Source organism: Pseudomonas sp. S8, from assembly GCF_050473925.1.
Lineage (GTDB): Bacteria > Pseudomonadota > Gammaproteobacteria > Pseudomonadales > Pseudomonadaceae > Aquipseudomonas > Aquipseudomonas parakoreensis.
The window spans coordinates 2155234-2176365 of the sequence record NZ_JBFDVZ010000016.1; the positions used below are offsets into that span (position 1 = coordinate 2155234).

At 61.5% G+C, this 21132-nt stretch carries 15 protein-coding genes and 3 pseudogenes; 9 read left to right on the forward strand and 9 right to left on the reverse strand.

Going from position 1 to position 21132, the window contains the following annotated elements; translation table 11 throughout:
- Window positions 1-102 precede the first annotated feature (102 nt).
- Window positions 103-1038: a LysR family transcriptional regulator gene (locus tag AB1J88_RS10900; protein WP_086794868.1), complete on the forward strand. Its 936-nt coding sequence runs from the start codon at window positions 103-105 to the stop codon at window positions 1036-1038.
- Window positions 1039-1157: 119 nt separating this feature from the next.
- Here AB1J88_RS10900 and AB1J88_RS10905 read toward each other — a convergent pair whose 3' ends face one another.
- From AB1J88_RS10905 to AB1J88_RS10915, 3 genes and pseudogenes are all read right to left on the reverse strand, one after another.
- Window positions 1158-1979: a methyl-accepting chemotaxis protein gene (locus tag AB1J88_RS10905; protein WP_373292980.1), complete on the reverse strand. Its 822-nt coding sequence runs from the start codon at window positions 1977-1979 to the stop codon at window positions 1158-1160.
- Between the two features lie 36 nt (window positions 1980-2015).
- Window positions 2016-2840, reverse strand: a pseudogene (locus AB1J88_RS10910) (cache domain-containing protein); the annotation flags it as partial.
- Window positions 2841-3001: 161 nt separating this feature from the next.
- Window positions 3002-4318: a Na+/H+ antiporter family protein gene (locus tag AB1J88_RS10915; protein WP_041070854.1), complete on the reverse strand. Its 1317-nt coding sequence runs from the start codon at window positions 4316-4318 to the stop codon at window positions 3002-3004.
- 686 nt (window positions 4319-5004) lie between these two features.
- Between AB1J88_RS10915 and AB1J88_RS10920 the strand changes: the two are divergent.
- A pseudogene (locus tag AB1J88_RS10920) lies at window positions 5005-5973 on the forward strand (PDC sensor domain-containing protein); the annotation flags it as partial.
- A gap of 264 nt (window positions 5974-6237) precedes the next feature.
- Window positions 6238-6831: pseudogene (locus tag AB1J88_RS10925) on the forward strand (methyl-accepting chemotaxis protein); the annotation flags it as partial.
- Window positions 6832-6955: 124 nt separating this feature from the next.
- On the opposite strand, the gene AB1J88_RS10930 reads toward AB1J88_RS10925, so the two are convergent.
- The 4 genes from AB1J88_RS10930 to AB1J88_RS10945 are packed head-to-tail and all read right to left on the reverse strand — an operon-like array spanning window position 6956 to window position 9557.
- Window positions 6956-8269 carry a sensor histidine kinase gene (locus AB1J88_RS10930; protein WP_430291048.1) on the reverse strand — a complete coding sequence of 438 codons (1314 nt, stop codon included), beginning with the start codon at window positions 8267-8269 and terminating at the stop codon, window positions 6956-6958.
- Window positions 8266-8934 (reverse strand): response regulator transcription factor, encoded by a 669-nt coding sequence (locus AB1J88_RS10935; protein ID WP_003223514.1) that lies wholly within the window; start codon window positions 8932-8934, stop codon window positions 8266-8268. Before AB1J88_RS10935 ends, AB1J88_RS10930 begins: the two co-directional genes overlap by 4 nt.
- A 3-nt stretch (window positions 8935-8937) precedes the next feature.
- The gene (locus tag AB1J88_RS10940; protein ID WP_041070842.1) at window positions 8938-9249 is read right to left on the reverse strand and encodes a PepSY domain-containing protein; all 312 of its coding nucleotides are present in this window, start codon (window positions 9247-9249) and stop codon (window positions 8938-8940) included.
- Entirely contained in the window at window positions 9249-9557 is a 309-nt protein-coding gene (locus AB1J88_RS10945; RefSeq protein WP_041070839.1) for a PepSY domain-containing protein, read from the reverse strand. The genes AB1J88_RS10940 and AB1J88_RS10945 overlap by 1 nt, the downstream gene beginning before the upstream one ends.
- A 217-nt stretch (window positions 9558-9774) precedes the next feature.
- Here AB1J88_RS10945 and AB1J88_RS10950 point away from each other — a divergent pair, with 217 nt between their 5' ends.
- The 4 genes from AB1J88_RS10950 (at window position 9775) to codA (ending at window position 14333) form a co-directional block, all read left to right on the forward strand.
- Window positions 9775-10854, forward strand: coding sequence for a patatin-like phospholipase family protein (locus AB1J88_RS10950; RefSeq protein ID WP_430291049.1), 1080 nt, complete (start codon window positions 9775-9777; stop codon window positions 10852-10854).
- Between the two features lie 95 nt (window positions 10855-10949).
- Entirely contained in the window at window positions 10950-11306 is a 357-nt protein-coding gene (queD, locus tag AB1J88_RS10955) for a 6-carboxytetrahydropterin synthase QueD (protein ID WP_007915588.1), read from the forward strand.
- A gap of 493 nt (window positions 11307-11799) precedes the next feature.
- Window positions 11800-13071, forward strand: a complete 1272-nt coding sequence (gene codB, locus AB1J88_RS10960; RefSeq protein WP_430291050.1) for a cytosine permease — start codon at window positions 11800-11802, stop codon at window positions 13069-13071.
- Between the two features lie 14 nt (window positions 13072-13085).
- On the forward strand, window positions 13086-14333 hold the full coding sequence (gene codA / locus AB1J88_RS10965; protein ID WP_222015332.1) for a cytosine deaminase: 1248 nt from the start codon (window positions 13086-13088) through the stop codon (window positions 14331-14333).
- Between the two features lie 166 nt (window positions 14334-14499).
- Here codA and AB1J88_RS10970 read toward each other — a convergent pair whose 3' ends face one another.
- Complete coding sequence (locus tag AB1J88_RS10970) at window positions 14500-15480, reverse strand: diaminopimelate epimerase (protein ID WP_430291051.1); 981 nt, start codon at window positions 15478-15480, stop codon at window positions 14500-14502.
- Between the two features lie 372 nt (window positions 15481-15852).
- Between AB1J88_RS10970 and AB1J88_RS10975 the strand changes: the two genes are divergently transcribed.
- Window positions 15853-17004, forward strand: a complete 1152-nt coding sequence (locus AB1J88_RS10975) for an MFS transporter (protein ID WP_198760031.1) — start codon at window positions 15853-15855, stop codon at window positions 17002-17004.
- Between the two features lie 93 nt (window positions 17005-17097).
- Complete coding sequence (locus AB1J88_RS10980; RefSeq protein ID WP_430291052.1) at window positions 17098-18606, forward strand: trypsin-like serine peptidase; 1509 nt, start codon at window positions 17098-17100, stop codon at window positions 18604-18606.
- A 54-nt stretch (window positions 18607-18660) separates the two neighbouring features.
- Here the strand turns inward: AB1J88_RS10980 and AB1J88_RS10985 are convergent, their stop codons facing one another.
- On the reverse strand, window positions 18661-21084 hold the full coding sequence (locus tag AB1J88_RS10985) for a TonB-dependent siderophore receptor (RefSeq protein WP_430291053.1): 2424 nt from the start codon (window positions 21082-21084) through the stop codon (window positions 18661-18663).
- Window positions 21085-21132 lie beyond the last annotated feature (48 nt).

Sequence of the window (21132 nt, forward strand, 5' to 3'; positions counted from 1 at the left end):
ATGCAAGTAAACGATGGTGCGGATTATCGGCTGGCGCCGCTGTGCGATAAATGGGAGCATCCAGACAACACTTTTGCGCAACTCGCACAACAGGATAGATTCATGCACGGGCTAAACGAACTGGGGTTCAAGACGTTGAGGCTGTTTGTGGCGGTACTCGACCACGGCAGTTTCTCTGAAGTCGCCCGTCGCGAGGGCGTGGCGCCCTCTTCAATCTCGCGGCAGATCCAGTTGATGGAGCAGGCGCTGAACCAGCAATTGCTCTACCGCCACACCCGTGCCGTGACGCCGACCGAGGCCGGGCGCATGCTCGGCCACCATGCGCGGCTGGTGCTGGTGCAACTGGAAGAAGCCGAACAGGCGCTGCAGGAGCAGCAAAGCGAACCCACCGGGCTGGTGCGCATCAATGCGCCGGTGGTGTTCGGCCAGCGTCACCTGACGCCGTGGCTGGGAAAATTGTGCGCGCGCTATCCGAAGCTGCAACTCGACATCCAGCAGACCGACCATTACGTCGACCCGCTGCAGGAAGGTGCCGACCTGCTGTTTCGCATCGGCCCGCTGCACGATTCAAGCATGCAGGCGCGGATTCTGGCACCGCACAGTTTTCAGGTCGCCGCCAGCCCGACCTATCTGCAGCGCCACGGCATCCCGCAACACCCCGAAGATCTCGCGCAGCACCAGTGCCTGGCCTACAAAGGCGCAACCGGTCAGCAGCGCTGGTTCTTTCGTCAAGGTCAGGGCGACTGGACGCCTTACTCGGTCAAAGGCCCGATCACTGGCAACCACGCCGACACCCTCACCCAGGCCGCCGAACAAGGCCTGGGGCTGGTGATGTTTCCGTCGTGGCTGATTGGTGAAGCGGTGCGTGAAGGCACGCTGGTGCCGGTGTTGCGCGAGTATCAGGTGTCCAACAGTCTGGAGCCGCAGCAGATTGCGGTGCTGTGGCCGGGTAGCCGGCGACTGTCGGTGAAGGTGCGTACGGTGATCGACTTCTTCATCGAATGTTTCGGCGAAGTCCCCTACTGGGACAGACCCTGAGCCTTACACCGCCCCCCGTGTAGGAGCTGCCGAAGGCTGCGATCTTTTGACTTTGATCTTTTAAAGCAAGATCAAAAGATCGCAGCCTTCGGCAGCTCCTACATAGGTTTGTGTAAACGTTAAATTCGGAACTGGCCCACCAGCTTGCCCAACCGCTGCCCCAGCTCCGCCAGACTGCGCGAAGTCTGCGCGCCCAATTGGGTCTCATCCGCCACGCTGTCCACCGCCACGGCGATCTGATGCACGCTGCGGTTGATCTCTTCGGCCACCGCCGTCTGCTCTTCCGCCGCACTGGCGATCTGCGCGTTCATCGAATTGATGGTCGCAATCAGCTCGGCCATCGCATCCAGCGACGCGCCAGCCTGATTGGCCTGCGCCGAAGTGCCATCGCCCGCCTCGCTGGAGCGGCGCATCGCCTCGACCGCCGACTGCGTGCCCGCCTGCAAACGATCGATCATGCCCTGAATTTCCTGGGTGCTGATCTGCGTGCGGCTGGCCAGCGCCCGTACTTCGTCCGCCACCACCGCAAAGCCACGCCCCGCCTCCCCGGCCCGCGCCGCTTCAATCGCCGCGTTCAGCGCCAGCAGGTTGGTCTGTTCGGCAATCGAGCGGATCACTCCGAGCACGCCGACAATCGACGACACGTCCTGCTGCAGGCTGTCGAGCGATACGCCGCTGCTGCGAATGTCATCCACCAGCGCATGAATCTGTTTGATGCTGCCGGCCACCACGCGCTTGGCGCTCTGGCCTTCCTCGTCGGTCTGCTGCGCGGCCACCGCGGCGTTCTGCGCGCTTTTGGCGACTTCCTGGGCGGCGGCGGACATTTCGTTGATCGCCGTGGCGACCTGATCGGTCTCATGGCGCTGACGCTCCATCGCCTGATCGGAACGCTGGGCCTGATCCGACACTTGGGTCACCAGGCCGGTCAGTTGCGTGGTCATCTCGGTGATCTGTCGCACCAGGCCGTGGATCTTGTCGACGAAGCGGTTGAACGAGCCGGCCAGTTCGCCGAGCTCATCCTGGCTGCTGATGTTCAGCCGGCGGGTCAGATCGCCCTCGCCTGCGGCGATGTCGTCGAGGTTGGCTTTCATCAGGTTCAGCGGCCGCAAAATGGTGTTGGCCAACAGCATGCCCGCTGCGGCGATCACCAGCAGCACCAGCACGGCCACGCCGACGATGCTGAGGATCACGCCTTGCATACGCTCCTGCACTTGCGCCTCGACCACCGCCACTTGCGCCTCGATGCCGTCGAGGTTGACCGACGTGCCCACCGCCATGTCCCACTTCGCCAGGTATTCGGTGTAGCCGAGTTTCGGCACCAGCACGTTGGCATTGCCCGGCAGTGGCGAGCTGTATTGCAGATAGTGAGTGCCGTCCTTCGCTACTTTCACCAGGCCGAGGTTGACGTAGACGCCATTCGGATCGCGGTTGTCCTTGAAGCTTTTGCCCACGCCTTCGGGGTCGTTGGCCTTGAACAGGCGCACGGTCTCGGAGTCGTAGCCGAAGAAGTAGCCGTCCTTGCCGTAGCGGATGCCCGACAACAGCTTGATCGCCTGCGCCCGCGCCGCGTTATCACCGGGGGCGGCCGCGTCGTACAGCGGTTTGATCGTGGTCATCGCCACGGCGACGTAACTTTGCAGCGTGGCCTTGGCGTCGGCGAGCAGGCGTTCGCGGGTCTGCTCGACCTCGGTGTGCGCCTGCTGCTGGAGGATGAACAGCGTGGTCAGGCTGATGACCAGCGCAAAGAGCAGCACCGGCAGGACGGCAAGGGACAGGACTTTGGCCTTGAGACTCAAGCGCATTGGGGGGCTCACTCTTTTGGTTTTATTGGCGTGGTTAAAGGCGTTAACGGCACGCGCGAGCAAAAGTTGAACCCAAAAAAAGATCGCAGCCTTCGGCAGCTCCTACACCCATCTCTGTAGGAGCTGCCGAAGGCTGCGATCTTTTGATCTTCAGCTTTTAATCAGAGGACCATCGCCGCCACCCAGCCAAACGCCAGCAGCGGCAGGTTGTAGTGCAGGAAGGTCGGGACCACGGTGTCCCAGATGTGGTGATGCTGGCCGTCGATGTTCAGGCCGGAAGTCGGGCCCAGCGTCGAGTCCGAAGCGGGCGAACCGGCGTCCCCCAGGGCTCCGGCAGTGCCAACGATGCAGACGATCGCCAGCGGACTGAAACCCAGTTGCACGCACAGCGGCACGAAAATCGCCGCCAGAATCGGCACGGTGGAGAACGACGAACCGATGCCCATGGTCACCAGCAGCCCCACCAGCAACATCAACAGCGCGCCGATGCCCTTGCTGTGATTGATCCACGAGGCCGACGATTCGACCAGGGTCTGCACCTGCCCGGTGGCCTTCATCACTTCGGCGAATCCGGACGCGGCAATCATGATGAAACCGATCATCGCCATCATCTTCATGCCTTCGGTGAACAGGTCATCGGTCTCACGCCACTTGACGATGCCGGACACCGAGAAGATCAGGAAACCGACCAGCGCCCCGATAATCATCGAGTCCAACAGCAGTTGCACAATGAACGCCGCCGCAATCGCCACACCGGCGATCATCAGGCTCAGCGGGTTGTACTGCACGGCCACTTGCTCGACCTGTTCGATTTTCTGCAGATCATAGACGCGCTTCTTGCGGTAGCTGATGAACGCCATGGCCAGGCCGAACAGCATGCCCAGCGCCGGAATGCCCATGGCGTGGGTGACGTTGATGCCACTGATGTCGACGCCGCTGCGCGCGACGTTGGCCAGCAGGATTTCATTGAGGAAGATGTTGCCGAAGCCCACCGGCAGGAACATGTACGGAGTGATCAGGCCAAACGTCATGACGCAGGCGATCAACCGGCGATCGAGTTGCAGCTTGGTCAACACATATAACAGTGGCGGCACCAGCAGCGGAATGAACGCAATGTGGATCGGCAGAATGTTCTGCGAGGCAATCGCCACCACCCAGAGCAGGCCGATCAGCAGCCATTTGACGCTGCCGCCCCCGGTCGCGTGCTGCCGATCGACCATCGCCAGCGCCTTGTCGGCCAGCGCATGGGCCAGGCCGGACTTGGCAATCGCCACGGCGAACGCGCCCAGCAATGCGTAGGACAAGGCCACGGTTGCGCCGCCGCCCAGACCGCTGTTGAACGCCTTGAGCGTGGCGTCGATGCCCAAACCACCGGTCAGGCCACCGACCAGCGCACCGACGATCAGGGCGATCACCACGTGCACACGGGACAGGCTGAGGATCAGCATGATGCCGACCGCAGCAATCACTGCATTCATTTCACTACCTCAAAAACACTGCGATGAAATATCACCGCCAGACAGGATGAGTCCGCCAACGGTTAACCGGCGGATTGGCAAAGAGGGTCTTATTAGAAGGGCGCGCACTGTGCCGCAGAGTGGCGATGGTGTCAAAGCAACCGAATGTAACAACCGATGAACCACCCTGTAGGAGCTGCCGAAGGCTGCGATCTTTTGATCTTGTTTTTAAAAAATCAAAATCAAAAGATCGCAGCCTTCGGCAGCTCCTACAGGGGATTGGTTGCATGCGGCAATCGGTCATATTGCGCTTGAACAATAAAGAAAGCCGAAACGCGGCCGTTACAGTGCAAAGTCTCAGATATTTATCGAATAAGGACGTCTCCATGTCGCTCAGACAACTTTCCATTCAATGGAAAATCACCCTGCTCGCCGGCCTGTGCCTGGCGGGCATCGTGACCCTGCTGGTGGGTCTTTCGCTGTACCGCATGGAGCACAGCTCCGAGCTGGTGAAGGCTTCGAGCATGGAGATGCTGACCGAGTCGGCCCAGGCGCGCATTGAATCGCAAGGCGAAGTGCAGGCTGCCGGGATTCGCCAGCAGTTCATGGACGCCTATCAATACGGCCACGGTTTTTCGCGGCAGGTGCTGTTCCTGCGCGAGCAGGCCGAGAAGCGCTTCCTCGATGCTTTTGACCTGCGCGAAGACATGACCCGTCAGGTCAAGTCCGCGCTGCAGGCCAACCCGGAGCTGCTCGGTCTGTCGCTGGTGTTCGAAGCCAACGCCTTGGATGGCAAGGATGAACTGTTCGCCGGTCAGGCCGAGCTGGGCAGCAATGACAAGGGCCGCTTCGCCCTGTACTGGTCGCAGCCGACGCCGGGCAAAGTCACCTCGATGGCCCTGCCGGAAAGCGACATGACCGACACCAGCACAGGCCCCAGCGGTCAGGCGGCCAATGCCTGGTTCACCTGCCCGCGCACCACGCTCAAACCCTGCGTGATCGAACCGTACTTTTATGTGATCGACGGCCAGAACGTGCTGATGACCAGCATCGTCTTTCCGCTGATGGTCAACGGCAAAGTCATCGCCTCGCTGTCGGTGGACATCAATCTCAACAGCCTGCAGGCGATCAGCCAGGCCGCGAGCAAAAAACTCTACGACGGCCAGACCGCCGTGAGCATCATCAGCCCCACCGGCCTGCTCGCCGGTTACAGCCCGGACGCCAGCAAGCTGAGCAAACGTCTGGATGCCGTGGACACCGTCAGCGGCGCCGAACTGCTGCGTCAACTCGGCGCCAGCAGCAGCGTCAGCAGCCTGCACAGCAACGGCCAGTTGAAAGTGCTGTCGCCGTTCCAGCCGATCCCCGGCGGCCCGGCGTGGGGCGTGTTGCTCGATGTGCCGGAAAAGGTGCTGGTCAGCCGCGCCGAAGCACTCAAGCAGCAACTGGATGCGAGCAACCAATCCGGCACCCTGATCGAACTGAGCCTTGGCGTGCTGGCGGCACTGATCGGCCTGCTGTTGGTGTGGCTGATGGCGCGCAGCGTGACCAAACCGATCCTCGGCGTGGCCAATATGCTCGAGGACATCGCCAGTGGCGAAGGCGATCTGACCCGCCGTCTGGCCTACGACAAGAAAGATGAACTCGGCCAATTGGCCGGCTGGTTCAACAAGTTCCTCGACAAGTTGCAACCGATCATCGCCGAAGTGAAACGCTCGGTGCAGGACGCGCGCAACACCGCCGACCAGTCCTCGGCCATCGCGACTCAGACCAGCGCCGGCATGGAGCAGCAATACCGCCAGGTCGATCAGGTCGCCACCGCGTCCCACGAAATGAGCGCCACCGCGCAGGATGTTGCGCGCAGTGCTGCGCAAGCCGCCGAAGCGGCCAAAGACGCCGACCGCGCCACCCGTCAGGGCCTGACTGTGATCGACCGCACCACCGCGAGCATCGACACCCTGGCCGCCGACATGAGCGCGGCGATGGTTCAGGTCGAAGGGCTGGCGGCCAACAGCGAGAAGATCGGCACGGTGCTGGAAACCATCCGCGCCATCGCCGAACAGACCAACCTGCTGGCGCTCAACGCGGCAATCGAAGCGGCGCGTGCCGGCGAAGCCGGGCGCGGCTTCGCCGTGGTCGCCGACGAAGTGCGCAACCTCGCCCGCCGCACGCAAGAGTCGGTGGAAGAAACCCGTCAGGTCATCGAGCAATTGCAGACCGGTACCCAGGACGTGGTCGGTTCGATGGGCAACAGCCATCGCCAGGCTCAGGGCAGTGTCGAACAGGTCGGGCAAGCGGTGACCGCACTGCGCCAGATCGGCGATGCGGTGACAGTGATCAGCGACATGAACCTGCAGATCGCCAGCGCGGCGGAAGAACAGAGCGCGGTGGCCGAGGAGATCAACAACAACGTGGCGACCATTCGCGACGTCACCGAATCGCTGTCCGGACAAGCCAATGAGTCGGCGCGGGTGAGCCAGTCGCTGAACAGCCTGGCGAATCAACAGCAGAGCCTGATGGATCAGTTCCGGGTCTGACTGTATCACCCTCGCCTGTAGGAGCTGCCGCAGGCTGCGATCTTTTGACCTTGATCTTTAAAAACAAGATCAAAAGATCGCAGCCTGCGGCAGCTCCTACACGGGATTGGTGGTGTTTGGGAGATCAGCGTTTAGGCAACTCGATCACCACCTTCAGCCCGCCCCACTCACTCTCGCCCAGCACCAGCACTCCGCCCCACGTCTCGACGATATCGCGCACAATCCCCAGCCCCAGGCCATGCCCGTGGGTCTGCTCATCCAGCCGCGCGCCGCGACTGAACACCTGACTGCGCTGCTCTTCGGGAATCCCCGGCCCGTCATCTTCAACGCTCAGGGCGAAGCCGTCCGTTCGTTCGATCACGCTCAGCCGCACCTCGGCATCCGCCCATTTGCAGGCGTTGTCCAACAGGTTGCCGAGCAGCTCCAGCAAGTCCTCGCGATCCCACGGCAATTGCAGCCCCGGCGGCGCGATGTAGCTCAACGCCAGATGCTCGCCGTGGATCATGTTCAGCGTCGCCAGCAGCCCCGGCAGTTCCGCATCACAATCAAACAGTGCGCCGGGCAGTGCATCACCGGATAAACGCGCGCGATTGAGTTCACGATTGAGCCGCTGCTGCACTTGCTCCAGTTGCTCCTTGAGGATCTTGCGCAGCTCCGGATGGGCATCGAGTTTTTCGCTCGACGCAAGACTCAAAAGCACCGCCAACGGCGTCTTCAGCGCATGTCCCAGATTGCCCAGCGCATTGCGCGAGCGCTTGAGGCTGTCTTCGGTGTGCGCCAGCAGATGGTTGATCTGCGCCACCAGCGGCTCGAGCTCGACCGGCACCTGATCGTCCAGTTGCGAGCGCTGGCCCTGCTGCAACTGGGCGATCTGCTCGCGCGCCCGTTCCAGCGGCTTCAACGCGCGACGTACCGTCAACCGTTGCAGCAGCAGAATCAGCAGCAAGCCGGCAAGGCCCAGACCGAGGCCGATCTGGCGCATGCGCTGGAAACTCTCGCGCACCGGGGTGTAATCCTGGGCGACGCTGATGGAGATTGACTGCCCCAAACGCCGATAATCCGAACGCAACACCAGCAACTGCTGACCGTCCGGGCCCAGTTGCAGGTTGCTGTGCAGGCCAGGATGGTCAAGCAGCGGCAAGTCCTGATCCCACAGCGAACGCGAGCGCCAGTGGCTGTCGGCAAAATCGATGCGAAAGTAATGCCCGGAAAACGGTCGCTGATAGGCCGGCGACAGGTGCCGCTCATCCAGTTGCAAACCTTGCGGGCCACGCACCAGCGCGACCAGCAGACTTTCGCTGTCGTTGCGCAGACCGGCCTCGAGATAACGCTGCAACCCGACTTCGAACAACCACAGGCTGGTTTGCGCCAACACCAGGCCGACGATCACCATCACGCTGATCAACCCCAGGCTCAAGCGGCGCTGGATCGACCTCACGAAGCTTGCCCGCCGAACAGGTAACCCTGGCCGCGACGGGTTTCGATCACCGCTTTACCCAGCTTGCGCCGCAGGTGGTTGACGTGAACTTCGAGGACGTTGGAGTCACGCTCGGTCTCGCCGTCATAGAGGTGCTCGGCGAGGTGGGTTTTCGACAGGATCTGTTCCGGGTGCAGCATGAAATAACGCAGCAAGCGGAATTCGGCGGCGGTCAGCTGAATCTCGCTGCCGTCACGAATCACGCACTGGCGACCTTCGTCCAGATGCAGGCCGGCGGCCTTGAGCGTCGGCTGGTTGGCCTGGCCCTTGGAGCGGCGCAGCAACGACTGCACCCGCAGGTGCAGCTCTTCAGGATGGAACGGTTTGGTCAGGTAATCGTCGGCGCCGGCCTTCAGGCCTTCGATGCGCTCGGCCCAGGAATCGCGGGCGGTAAGGATCAACACCGGCGTCGACAGGCCACCGGCGCGCCATTGCGCCAGCACCTCCAGCCCGGGAACGCCAGGCAGACCAAGGTCGAGAATGATCAGGTCATACGGCTCGCTGCTGCCCTGATACACCGCATCGCGTCCGTCCGCCAGCCAGTCCACCGCGTAGCCTTGGCGCTGCAGGCCGGCGATCAATTCGTCAGCCAGCGGCACGTGGTCTTCCACCAGAAGCAAACGCATCGGTCAATCTTCCTTGTCTTTAACTAATTCGCCAGTATCGGCCTTCAGGTGCAGCTCCCGGGCGACACCTTCGACGGTCAGCAGCTCGACTTCATACACGTAGACGTCGTGCTTTTCCTCCAGCTCGACTTCCAGCAGTTTCGCGCCGGGGTAGCGATCCAGCGCCTGTTGCAGCACTTGCTCCAGCGGCAGGATCACCCCCTGCTGCCGCAGCCGCAGCGCCTCGTCCTGATCGAGATCGCGAGCCATCGCCGCCGAGCAAACAATCACAAGCGCCAACGCCGTGCGGCTGGTGGCGCGAACATTAACCTTCATTACGTATCCTGATGATCCTTGAGAACCTGCCCAGTCACCGCGTCTAATTCCAGATCCCACTCCAGCCCTTGCGGATCACGCATTTCGACCTGGTAGACGTACTTGCCGTACTGCTCTTCCAGCTCGGTATCGGTGATGGTCGACCCCGGATGTCTGGTCAGCGCCGTGGCGTTGAGCTTCTCGAAGGAGACGATAGTACCAGCGTCGCGCAGGCGCAGGGCTTCGTCGGGGCCAAGATCGCGGGCATGGGCGAGGCTGGCGGTCAGGCCGATGATCGCGGCAATGGACAGGGCAGTCAGGGTTTTCATGGATGTCTCCGTATTTTTATGTGCAGCTACGGTGGGCACCTTAGCGGGATCAACTTAACTGAAACTGAATTGCCATCATTGCCCCTGTAGGAGCTGCCGCAGGCTGCGATCTTTTGATCTTGCCTTTAAAAATCAAAAGATCGCAGCCTGCGGCAGCTCCTACAGTGTTTTGCAACATGTGCTTATAATTGTTCGCTTGCTAACGATCGAGACCGGTATGACTGCCATCCACATCAAGTTTACCGCCCTCACCCTCAAGGCCGGCCCTCGGGCCATGGCGCGCATTCGTGCCGAAGGCCTGAACGCCGCCGACGTCGGCACCCTGCCCGGTGCGGCCGGAGGGCCGAAGGCGTTGGGGATTCAGGGGCTGGACCTGGCGTTGTTTGGCGAATGGCTGCCGAGCGCGCCGCGTGAGCGCTCGCTGATCGGTGCCTCGGTCGGTTCCTGGCGCTTCGCCAGCGCTTGCCTGCCGGACGCTGCCGAAGGCATTCGCCGCCTCGGCCAGTTGTACGCCGAGCAGAATTTCAACAAAGGCGTGACCATGGCCGAGATCAGCGCGAGCTCGCAGCGCATGCTCAATGACCTGCTCGACGGCCGCGACGCCAGCATCCTCAACAACGCCGACTACCGCCTGAACATCATGGTGGTGAAAAGCCACGGACGCCTGGCCGAGGACCATCGCGGCCGCCTCGGTCTGGCGCTGGGTTCGGTAATCGCCGATAACCTGCGCGGTCGCGCGCGCCTGTCGCGGCACTTCGAACGGCTGATCATTCACGACCCGCGCCTCGCCCCGCCGGTGAATGCGCTGAATGACTTCCCGTCGCGCTTCGTCGCCCTCAATGCGGGAAACCTGCGCCAGGCTTTGTTGGCCTCCGGTTCGATCCCGATGGTCATGGAAGGCGTGCGCGACCTGCCGGGCGCCGGTGCCGGCACGTTCCGCGACGGCGGCCTGCTCGACTATCACCTCGACCTGCCCTACAGCGGCGACGGCATCGTGCTCTATCCGCACTTCACCGATCGGGTGATCCCCGGCTGGTTCGACAAGACCCTGCCGTGGCGCCGCGCCTCGGTCGAGCGCTTGCAGGACGTGCTGTTGCTCGCACCATCGAAGGAATATCTGGCGCGCCTGCCCTACGGCAAACTGCCCGACCGTAACGACTTCAAGCGCTTCATGGGCGATGCGCCGAGTCGGCAGAAATACTGGCACGCGGCGATGGACGAAAGCCGCCGTCTCGGCGACGAGTTTCTCGAACTGACCGCCAACGGTCGCCTCGCCGAGCGCTTGCTGACCCTTTAGTCAGTGTTTTCCCGCATCGCCAAACACAAGCTGGTAAACTCGCCGCCTGCCCGAATCGCTGCGGCGAACGCCACCTGAACAGAGCCGAAAATACTGTGGAAATCTTCAAGGAATTTACTTTCGAATCCGCCCACCGCCTGCCGCACGTACCGGACGGCCACAAGTGCGGACGCCTGCACGGTCACTCGTTCAAGGTGGCGCTGCACCTGAGCGGCGACCTCGATCCGCACACCGGCTGGATCCGTGATTTCTCCGAGATCAAGGCGATTTTCAAGCCGTTGTACGAGCGTCTGGACCACAACTACCTGAACGACATTCCCGGCCTGGAAAACCCGACCAGCGAAGTGCTGGCCAAATTCATCTGGAATGAAATGAAGCCACTGCTGCCGGAACTCAGCGCGATCCGCATTCACGAGACCTGCACCAGCGGTTGCATTTATCGCGGTGAGTGATTGAACACCAATCCCCCTGTAGGAGCTGCCGCAGGCTGCAATCTTTTGACCTTGATCTTTAAAAACAAGATCAAAAGATCGCAGCCTGCGGCAGCTCCTACAGGGAAGGGTGTGTTGTCAGGGAAATAGAGAACAGCCTTCACGGCTGTTTTTTTATGCCTATGCTTTTTGGCTCAAACCCGCCAAGAGGACACCTCGTCCAAGAGGACGCCCCGGAAGCGATCGTCGCCGCCCTGCTCAGATTCCTCTGACCCAACACCCATTCCTGGTGGGAGCGAGCCTGCTCGCGAAAGCGGAATATCAGCCATTGCAGATGTCGCCTGACTCGCCGCCTTCGCGAGCAGGCTCGCTCCCACTTTGGGCTCGGGTGCATTCGGTTGCACCGCTTTCGCGCCAATCCATGTGTCTCGTCTATACATAACCCGCGCCAACCGGATTTGGCACGACCACTGCAACCTGCTTCGCGTCCCCCCTCTTCAGCAAGGAACGCCCCATGACGCAGAACGATCCCGGCAACGACTACCCCCTCAGCGAAGTCCCGATGCATGCGCGAAAAGGCCTGGCCTCGACCGCCATGGTGTTACTGGGATTCACATTTTTCACCGCAACCATGTTTGCCGGCGGCAAGCTCGGCGTGGCCTTCAGTTTTGGCGAGATGATGGCGGTGATCGTCGTCGGTAACCTGCTGCTCGGGCTGTATGCGGCGGGGCTGGGTTATATCGCCTTCAAGAGCGGGCTTAATTCGGTGCTGATGGGGCGTTTCTGTTTTGGTGAGGTTGGCAGCAAACTCAGTGACCTGATCCTGGGATTTACCCAGATCGGCTGGTACGCCTGGGGCACTGCAACCGCCGCGGTGGTGATTGGCAAATACTTCGCGCTGGAGCAAGGCACGGTGCTGGGCCTGATGGTGCTGTTCGGCCTGGTGTTCTGCGCCACGGCGTATGTCGGTTATCGCGGCCTGGAGATCCTCTCGTACATCGCGGTGCCAGCGATGATGCTGCTGCTGATGCTGTCGATGTGGGTTGCGACCGTAAAAGTCGGTGGCCTCGATGGTTTGCTGGCGGTGGTGCCGAGCGGTTCGCTGGACTGGTCGACCGCGATCACGCTGGTGTTCGGCACCTTCGTCAGCGGCGCGACGCAGGCCACCAACTGGACACGTTTCTCGCGCTCGGCAAGGGTTGCCGTGCTGGCGAGCCTGATCGGTTTTTTCATCGGCAATGGCCTGATGGTGCTGATCGGTGCCTACGGCGCAATCGTTTATCAGCAGCCCGACGTGGTTGAAGTGTTGTTGCTGCAAGGCTTCGCCATGGCCGCGATGGCCATGCTGTTGCTGAATATCTGGAGCACCCAGGACAACACCATCTACAACTTCGCCGTCGCCGGCTGCAACCTGCTGCGCACCGGCCGACGCAAAACCGTGACCCTGGCCGGCGCGGTAATCGGCACCCTGCTCGCGCTGCTGGGCATGTACGACATGCTGGTGCCGTACCTGATTCTGCTGGGCACGGTGATTCCGCCGATTGGCGGGGTGATCATGGCCGACTTTTTCTTCCGTTGGCGCGGGCGCTATCCGCGTCTGGCCGACACACGGCTGCCGGCGTTCAACTGGCCGGGGCTGGGGGCTTACGCGGTCGGTACGCTCGCCGCGTTCCACTCGCCGTGGGTCGCACCGCTGGTAGGGATTGCCGCCGCCGCGCTAACGTATGTCATCGTTACCGGCCTGCTCGGCGCCCGTCGCGCCAGTGCGCCACTACCAGACCTATAAGAAGGATTCGCCTGATGCACATCATCAACGCCCGACTGCGCAACCAGGAAGGTTTGCACGAATTGCACCTGGAAGACGGCCTGATCCGCAGCATCGGCCGCCAGACCGAAGCCCCGACCCTCAACCCCGGCGACCTCGACGCCGGCGGCAATCTGGTGGTGCCGCCCTTCGTCGAGCCGCACATCCACCTCGACGCCACGCTGACTGCTGGCGAACCGCGCTGGAACATGAGCGGCACGCTGTTCGAGGGCATCGAGTGCTGGGGCGAACGCAAGGTCACCATCACCGAAGAAGACACCAAAACCCGCGCCAGGAAGACCATTCAAGCCTTGGCCGCTCACGGCATTCAGCACGTGCGCACCCACGTCGACGTCACCGACCCGCAGCTCACCGCGCTGAAGGCGATGCTCGAAGTCCGCGAAGAAACCCGCCATCTGATCGACCTGCAAATCGTCGCGTTCCCACAGGAAGGCATCGAGTCGTTCCGCAACGGTCGCGAGCTGATGGAAGAAGCGATTCGCATGGGCGCCGATGTGGTGGGCGGCATTCCGCATTTCGAATACACCCGCGATCAGGGCGTCAGTTCGGTGAAGTTTCTGATGGACCTGGCCGAACGCACCGGTTGCCTGGTCGATGTGCATTGCGACGAAACCGATGACCCCCATTCGCGCTTTCTTGAGGTACTCGCCGAAGAGGCACGCAGCCGCGACATGGGCGCGCGGGTCACGGCCAGCCACACCACGGCGATGGGCTCTTACGACAACGCTTACTGCGCGAAATTGTTCCGTTTGCTCGGTCATTCCGGGATCAGTTTCGTCTCGTGCCCGACCGAAAGCATTCACTTGCAGGGACGTTTCGATAACTTCCCGAAACGTCGGGGCGTGACCCGGGTCAACGAGCTGCTGGAGGCCGGGATGAACGTGTGTTTTGGCCAGGATTCAATCGTTGATCCGTGGTACCCGCTGGGCAACGGCAACATCCTGCGCGTGCTTGAGGCCGGGTTGCACATTTGCCATATGCTCGGCTATCGCAACCTGCAGAACGCGCTGGATCTGGTCACCGACAACAGCGCCAAGGCCATGCACCTGGGCGAGCGTTACGGCCTGGAACAGGGGCGTCCGGCCAACCTGCTGATTCTGTCGGCGGACAGCGATTACGAAGTGATCCGCAGCCAGGGTCTGCCGCTGTATTCGATTCGCGGCGGCAAGGTGCTGATGAAGCGGCAGATGCCGGTGGTGGAGTTCAGCAGCCCTCTTAACTGACCGCCATTTCCTGTAGGAGCTGCCGCAGGCTGCGATCTTTGTTTTTGATTCTAAAAACAAGATCAAAAGATCGCAGCCTGCGGCAGCTCCTACAGAATGCTCGCGATCCTGCATGGGTATGCATTTCCCTGTGGGAGCTGGCTTGCCAGCGAAGGCAATCACCACTTCAACCGATCAAGCGAGCCGTACCAAACAACCTGACCCGCATCAATTCGCCCCGCTCTTCTTCAAGCAACACCGGCGCCGTCCCGCCCGGCATGACGACGTGAACCTCCCCACTCGCCACCCAACCCACCGCCCATGCGGCACAGGCCACTGCACTGGCGCTGGTACCGGAAGACGCCGTCGGTCCTTCACCACGCTCGAACACTCGAGCGACGATGCGCTGCGCTGACTCAAGCGCGGCCCATTGCAGATTGACGCCCGCCGGGCATGGCTGGCCGGCGCCCGTCGGCATCGCGTAGGCGATTCGGGTCAGGCCTTCGGCCCATGGCGACTGGCGCATTTGTGAGTTGCTCGGCAACTCGGCGATGTCGGTCAACAACGTTACGCAATGCGGATTGCCGATACGCACGAATTGACTGTGCTGCCACGCGGAATCGAGTTGTGCCAACGGCGCTACGTGGCTCACCTCATGACCATTGAACCCGCGCTGTTCAACCTGCTGCGCACCCACCGCTGAAGGCCCGAAGCCCGGTTGACCAAGGTCCAGCCAGAAACCGTTCACGCCTTCGACTACGGCCGGTTTCACCGAGGTTTCCACGGCATCACCCTTGTCGTGATGCACTCGCAGCGACGCCCCTTGCGCCGGCATCAGCCCTTGCTCCAGCAACGACTGGGAAAAAATCGTCAAGCCATTGCCACTGCGCTCGGCCAAGGTGCCGTCGGTGTTGACGATCAGCACGTCGAACGGCGGCGCTGACTGGAACGGACCGATCAGCAGCCCGTCACTGCGATGCGCCTTGCTCCCCGCCGGACGCTGGCCCTCGGGCCAGTCGCAGCACAGGGCAATGGCCGCCTGACTCCAGGACGGTCTCGACACCGCACACTGCGCGGCACCGATCGGCAAATCGATCCCCGCCTCACGAAGTGCCTGCGGCGAAATCACCCCGTAAATATTGCCTCGCGCATCGTAGAACTGCGTCATCACCGATCTCTCTCACCTTGTCGAAGCCATCACTGTAAACCGCGATCCCTTGTAGGAGTGAGCCTGCTCGCGAAAGCGGTTTGTCAGCGGCCATATTCATTGCCTGAACCACCGCAATCGCGGGCAAGCCCGCTCCCACAGGGTTCTGCACAGAACGGGCAATTGTGAACACCGGTCATCCAATGTGGGAGCGAGCTTGCTCGCGAAGGCTGCGTATCAGTCGCCATATTCATTGGCTGATATACCGCATTCGCGAGCAAGCTCGCTCCCACAGGTTAGGATGTCGGCTGCCCCGCCCCGAGACCTGCGATCGAACCTCGCCGCGCGATGACTGTCATTCGGGGGACGCGACGTTTTTTGCCAAGGATCGATATGACCAGCCTCAACCCCCAAGACACCTTCGTCCCCGGACGCCTGCAGCAGATGTCGACGCGCATCGCTTTCTTCATCGCCGGCCTGGGCATTGCCGCGTGGGCGCCATTGGTGCCATACGCCAAGGCTCGCGCCGGGCTCGACGAAGGCACGTTGGGCCTCCTGCTGTTGTGCCTCGGCGTCGGCTCGATTCTCGCAATGCCGCTGGCGGGGATTCTCGCCACGCGATTCGGCTGCCGCAAAGTCGCCACCGGCGGCACCCTGCTGATCTGCGCGGCGCTGCCGTTGCTGGCGACGGTATCGTCGATTCCGGCGCTGATCGCCACGCTGTTCATGTTCGGTGCCGGTCTGGGCACGGTGGATTCGACCGTCAACCTGCAAGCGGTGATCGTCGAACGGGCCAGCGGCAAGCACATGATGTCGGGCTTTCATGGCCTGTTCAGCCTAGGCGGGATTGTCGGTGCAGCGGGGGTCAGTGCCCTGCTCGGCCTCGGCCTGACGCCGCTGGCAGCGATGCTGGTAGTGGTGGCGGTGTTGGCCGGCGCGCTGTTCAAGTGTGTACCGCACATGTTGCCGTACGGCAGTGAAAGCTCGGGACCCGCCTTCGCCATTCCCCACGGCATTGTGCTGTTCATCGGCGGCATGTGCTTCATCGTGTTCCTCACCGAAGGCGCGGCGCTGGACTGGAGTGCGGTGTTTCTTGCGCAGGAGCGCGGGATCGACACGGCGTACGCGGGATTGGGTTATGCGGCGTTTGCATTGACCATGACGGCCGGACGTTTGATGGGTGACCGGATCGTGCGGATTGTCGGTGCAACGCGGATCATTCTGTTTGGTGGTCTGTTGGCAGCTGCTGGTCTGTTTCTGGCGACATTCGCGCCGAGCTGGGAAGCGGCATTGGTCGGTTACGCACTGGTGGGTGCGGGTTGTTCGAACATCGTGCCTGTGCTGTACACGGCGGTGGGCAAGCAGACGGTGATGCCGGAGAGCATCGCGGTACCGGCAATCACCACGCTCGGTTACGCAGGGATTCTGGCCGGTCCGGCGGTGATTGGCTTTGTGGCACATGCCAGCAGTTTGAGTTTTGCCTTTGGCTTGATGGCGGTGTTACTGGTGGCGGTGGCTATCGGCGGCAAGACCTTGAAAGTCTGAACACGGGTGCGATACCTGTCAGCTTTGACAGTAGACAAGAATTGCCCCCAGGCATCATGTTGATTTCCAGCTCAGCGGAAATGGAAATCTGTCATGAACATTGGAACCGGATCGGTTATCGCGCTAATCACGCTTCTCCAGGGATGTGCCTCCGTCAATCGATACGACTGGGGTGAAGGCACTGCCAATTTTGCGCCCGCTGAGCGCCTGGCCAATGCCGGCGGAAACTATGCGCATTGGCAAGCCATTGGCCGTGTTGAAGTTGAAAGCGGCATGACCTGCTCCGGCACGCTGATTGACACTCGAGAACCCGGAGCAGTATCGCAACCCGCCTATGTGCTGACCTCCGGACACTGCACACATCCGGAGATAGGCAATAACGAGATCATCGTCAATCAACCTGCAAAGGGTCGGGTGACGTTCAATTATTTTTTCGACACACAACCGCAAAGCCGTTCCTACGCGGTCAGTCGCGTCGGCTGGAGCACGCTACGCGGTCAAGACCTCTCTATCATTGAGCTTGAACAGCCTCTGGAACAGTTGATCAGAGACGGTATCCAGCCGTTGAAACTGGCGCGGGCCCCGTTGGACAGCGAAGACGACATTCTGATCACCGGCGCGCCCATGAACGGTTTCATTCAGCGCATGGCCTGCAAACAAGAACACTCGGCGGCGATTATTGAAGGCCCATGGCGTTGGGTCGGACAACTGAGCAACCGTTGTCTCGATGTTGTCAGCGGGCTGTCAGGCTCGCCACTGCTTGCGCGTTACACCAATGAAATTGTGGGTGTGCTCGGCACCACCACTCGCGGGAGTGACCGCAATCGCTGCGACAAGGGCGCGCCCTGCGAAGTCGTGGCGGGACAGGTCAACAAACGCAGCAATACCAATTACGCCTCCACAACCGATGGGCTGGACGCCTGTTTCGCCAAGGGACATTTCAATCCACGTCTGGGCGGTTGTTCGCTGGGCGAGAACTGGTCGTTTCCTGGTTCGTCGCAAAACAGCGATTACATCAAGCTCGAGCGCGACGAACATGGACAAGTCGTGCCTTGGCGATGGCTGCAAACGTTCACCACAACCGCGCCTTACTACCGCTATCGCTTTACGCGCACTCTGGACGAATGTCAGAACCTTGATGGCTATAGCCAAGTGCGAACGGCTGCACCGGACGCCAATAATCAATTGAGTCATGAACTTAAAGACGGCTCAGGCTTGTACTTTCTCTGCCTGATTGGCCAACAGCGGCCTACGGACGTGCCCAAGCAATGGGCCGGAAGGACACCCAGCGTCTACTGGCGCTGGTTGATGGAAGCGCCCGCACCGCTGAAGCCTGCCTATAAGATCGAAGGGGTAGGTGGCGACGAATATGACATCAGAGTATTTCCGGTTTCACCGGATCTGGATCCCGCCCGATTTCAATACAAGTACGGCCAGCCCGGAAGCATCAATTGCAATGACGGGCAGGGATTTCAACGCGTATCACCCTCCACAGGCGTGTTCCATGTTTCCATTGCCAATGGCCGACAGAACGTCTGCCTCAAAGGCGCAGACCTGGCCGGGAATCCCGGACCGACCATCGAGTTTCTGATCCCTCAATAGCTCCAGGCTTTTTGTGGCTGAACCGTGTGAAACCGGTTCAGCCACAATAGCGCCTTAGAAACCTACACTGGCCTGCACAAAGAACGTACGCGGCGCGCCGACATACATCCCCGAATTGTTGTCGCTGGAGCGGGTGAAGTACTGCTTGTCGAAGACGTTTTTCACCCCGGCGCCGAGCTTCAGGTTCGACACCTGCGGCCCGAAGTCATACCCGCCGCGTACGTTCCAGGTCACGTAACCCGGGATGTCACCGTACTGCCCATCGGCCGTGCCTTCGGTGATGTAATTGCCGTTGAAGCTGCCATCGGCGTTGACCCCGGTGCCCGGCGAGCGTTGTTTCGATTGGGCGAAACCATCGATGTTGTAGGTCCAGCGATTGACGTCGTAACGCAAGCCTACGGTCGCCACCTGCCGCGAATAGAACGGTAGATCACGGCCCTTGAAGCCCGGGATTTCGCCTTCGTAGGTGGCGCGGGTGTAAGTGAAACCGGCGTTGGCGGTCAGCCCGTCAAGGCGTGGATCGAGCGCGGCCATGTCGTAATGCACCGACGCTTCGATGCCCTGATGCTTGGTCGCGCCGAGGTTGGTCCAGCCGACATCGTTGCTGATGTATTGCAGCTCGTCATCGAAGTCGATGTAGAACAGCGTCACTTCCCCGCCCCACACATCATCGTTGTAGCGTGTGCCGATCTCGTAAGTCTTGGCTTTTTCCGGCTCCAGGCCGTTGGCGGTCTGGTCACCCGAGCCGCCCTGGCCGAGCTGGAAATACTGCAGGCTGCCGAACGAGGTTTCGTAGTTGGCGAACAGTTTCCATGCATCCGACAGGTGATACATCACGCTCAGCGCCGGCAGCGGTTCATTGCTCTCGATGCTGCGGTTTTTCTCCGGCACGCGTTTGCCCGAAGTATCGAGCACGGCGCGGTCATGCCAGTCGGTGCTGATGTGTTCGAAGCGAATGCCCGGGGTGATGGTCCAGTTGCCGACGTCGATCTTGTTGTCGACATACACCGAGTTAGCCTCGGTGCCGCCGGTGCGGTCCTGGAACACATGGCCGTCGGACGTCGGCGTGACCACCGGCTGATTATTGACCAGCGCCAGACGGCTCGACTGTTCGTGCATCGCCTCTTTCAGGTAGCGATAACCGACGCTGACTTCCTGCGTGGTCGGGCCGACGTCAAACACCCGCGACACCCGCGGTTCGACACCGAGGGTGTAGTAGGAACGCGGGTACGAGCTGAGGCTTCTCTGGTCGCGGGCGGCGATGGTGCTGCCGCGAAAACTGTCGGTGTAGTAGGTGAGGATTTCTGCCTGAGTGCGCTCGTCGATCTGGCGAATCCACTTGAACGACACGTCTTTGCGCCGACCGCTGAAGTTGTCGTAGTCGCGCACCGAGTCGTACGGCTTGTCGTCGTACTGCTTCTGCGTCAGACCGCCCGGCATGTCGGCGCTGGCGTCGTAGTAATGGAAGTTGAGGCTGAAATCGTCCTGATCGGTCGGCGCCCAGTGCGTCTTGAGCAGCACATCGTCGATGTCGTTACCGTTGTTGCGCTCGCGGTAACCGTTGCCGTTGACCCCGGAATACAACAACGCCACGCCCATGCCGTTGTCGGCGGTGCCGCCGAGGAATGCCGTGTCGATGTGTTTCCAGCCGCCGTAACGGGAGGTTTCCAGGGTAGTGCCGATTTCCCCGGTGGCTTTTTCCGGGATGGCGCGGGTGACGAAGTTGATCACGCCGCCGACGTTCTGCGGCCCATAACGCACGGAACCGGCGCCACGCACCACATCGATGCTGTCGAGGTTGCCGGAAGAGATCGGCGCCATCGACAGTTGCGGCTGGCCGTACGGTGCGAACGCGGCCGGCACGCCGTCGATCAACACCGTGGAGCGTGGCGACAGTCGTGAAGTCAGGCCACGCACGCCAACGTTCAGCGCGATGTCGCTGCCGCCGGTGCCGTTGGAGTCCTGCACCTGCACGCCGGGCACGCGCTTTAGCACATCACTGACGTTCATCGCGCCCTGCTCGACCATGGCTTCGCGGCGGATAACCGTACGCGCACCCGGGTGGTTCTGCACCACCGCGGCATCAGCGTCACCGAGCCAGTCGCCGACCACTTTGATGTCGGTCACGCCCAGTTCCAGCGGGCCATTGTTGGCAGCGGTCGCGGCCGGTGCGAGGGTCACCGAGCCTTCGTTGATCTGATACTCCAGGCCGCTGCCCTGCAACAACTGACGCAGCGCCTGCTCGGGGGAAAGGTTGCCGTCGACCGCCGGTGCCTGTTTGCCAGCAACCAGATCCGGGCTGAAGAAAACCTGCAGCGAAGTTTGCTGGCCGAGTTCGCTCAGGGCCTGGCCCAGCGGCTGGGCGCGGATGTGAACGGCTTCAGCGGCGAAGGCCAGCGGCACGGCGGCATTGACCGCCAGCGCGAGAGCCAGCGGCAGCCAAGGGGATTTTTTGTTGTGGGCTGAGGTGTTTTTCACGTCGAACGTAGTCCTGTGGATCGCAAGAGTGTGCGTCTGTTAATGCAA